The 1,701-nt window shown below is 41.9% G+C and carries 2 protein-coding genes; both read right to left on the reverse strand.

The genetic code is table 11. The features are described 5' to 3' along the window. Nucleotides 1-54 precede the first annotated feature (54 nt). Entirely contained in the window at nucleotides 55-951 is an 897-nt protein-coding gene (locus EKM70_RS11270) for an IS3 family transposase (protein WP_125547831.1), read from the reverse strand. Next, nucleotides 948-1,631 (reverse strand): helix-turn-helix domain-containing protein, encoded by a 684-nt coding sequence (locus tag EKM70_RS11275; protein ID WP_125547833.1) that lies wholly within the window; start codon nucleotides 1,629-1,631, stop codon nucleotides 948-950. Before EKM70_RS11275 ends, EKM70_RS11270 begins: the two co-directional genes overlap by 4 nt. Nucleotides 1,632-1,701 lie beyond the last annotated feature (70 nt).

A 1,701-nucleotide genomic window follows, 5' to 3' on the forward strand; every position in this document is an offset into this window, starting at 1 on the left:
ATGCACTAGTCCCTGTCAAGTTGACAGCTGAAATAATATAATTTTTAGTATTGCTTAGGCGGCTTCATCGCGGTATTCATTCGCGGTGGAGCCGTTCCTTTGTGCTGTTCGATCAATATGGTTGAAGTAGTAAATGCCTGCTTCAATCAGTTTCACTAATTCTTCCTTTGTCTTTGGCATTGGATGACTATCTAGCCAGTTTAGTTTGAATTCATTCCACCAACGCTCCATTGGCGCATTATCATATGGTGTTCCTGGGCGTGACATGCTTCTGATCACTTCGTGCTCAGTCATTAAACTATTGAAAGCTTTTGAAGTAAATGCTGACCCACGGTCAGTATGAACCATCGGATGTACCCCGCCAGAATTCTGAAAGGCTCGATTGAAAGTTTGAATTACGGCTTCACTAGTCTCGGTCGTACTCAGGTTATATGCTATGAGATATCGGCCATGCAGATCTAAAACGCCACACAACCGTGCTTTAAACTCACCATTAACTCCATAGTGTACCTCAGTAGAATCTGACAACCAGATTTGATTTGGTCCCGTTGTCTTATCAAACTGCTGATTTAACACATTATCTCGAAGCTCTTGCTCCGCCTGTTTTACTCGATGATGTTTCTTCACTCGACTCTGGCATTTGAGATGGAGGACCGTCATAAGCCGTTTAACTCGTTTGAGTGAGACGTAGAAGGAGATTGAATCATCGTGTTCAAGATAAAGCTTCATTTTTCCGGCACCGATTCTTTGGCGATGCTTTTCAAAATACGTGAGTATTTTCTGTTTGAGAAATTCTTCTTGTTGCTCCCAGGCCGTTTCCTCGTGATGAATCCATTGATTAAATGCCTGACGAGAAACTCCCAGTGCACGAAGAAGGATGGCCTGTGCGCCATGTATCTGAGAACCGATTTCTTTGATCCCTTGGTACGATAATTTTCGTTGAGCGTTCACTCCTTGTTCTGTAGTTCCTGGACTTTTTTTAAGAAGAGATCAATGACCTCCTGTTCCTTAATTTGCGCTTTAAGTTGCCGATTCTCCAACTTGAGTCGTTCAAGTTCTGTCATTTCTTCAACGGGTTTAGTCCGACCACGATTGTCTTTGAGTGCTGCGTAACCGTTATCCTTGGACTTCAAAACCCATGATCGTACCTGCTGGTACGATACCTCAAAGTGTTCATCTGCCTGAGAGTAGGAATGTTTATCGACAGTGACATATTCAACGATTGTAATTCGTTCTTCAAAAGTAGTTTTACGACTCATAATTCGGACCTGCTTTCTTGACGGAGTGGTCGTCAGAGCTTTATTGGTCCCATTATACTGAAATTTTTTGATCCAGTCTTGAAGTTGCGTATAACTTCTAAGACCAAAGCGATCTCGAATCTCACTTAAACTGCCTTCATTGTTCAAGTAAGCTGTTACGGCTTGTAGCTTAAGTTCTGGACTATATCGAGTCCAGTTATTTCGTTCCTTTAATCCATCGATCCCATCCTGCTTGTAAAATTTTTGCCACCTGGTAAAGGTCCCCCGACTAATGTTGAATAATCTAAGATACGCCATCTTAGGTAAATCAGTTTTCGACAGGCCCTGAATAATATTTAGCTTTTCTGCGACCGTGAATCTAGTTCTAGGCATAATAAAATCCCCTCAAAGTTAACAGATGAATTATACTTTTTCATCTGTCAACCTCAAGGGGACTATAGCA

Origin of the sequence: Levilactobacillus lindianensis (genome assembly GCF_003946095.1) — a bacterium.
In the GTDB taxonomy this organism is placed as follows: Bacteria; Bacillota; Bacilli; order Lactobacillales; family Lactobacillaceae; genus Levilactobacillus; species Levilactobacillus lindianensis.

Bases quoted from the DNA above. Each gene is read 5' to 3' on its own strand.
- EKM70_RS11275 (WP_125547833.1), bottom strand. From the start codon at position 1,631: ATGCCTAGAACTAGATTCACGGTCGCAGAAAAGCTAAATATTATTCAG.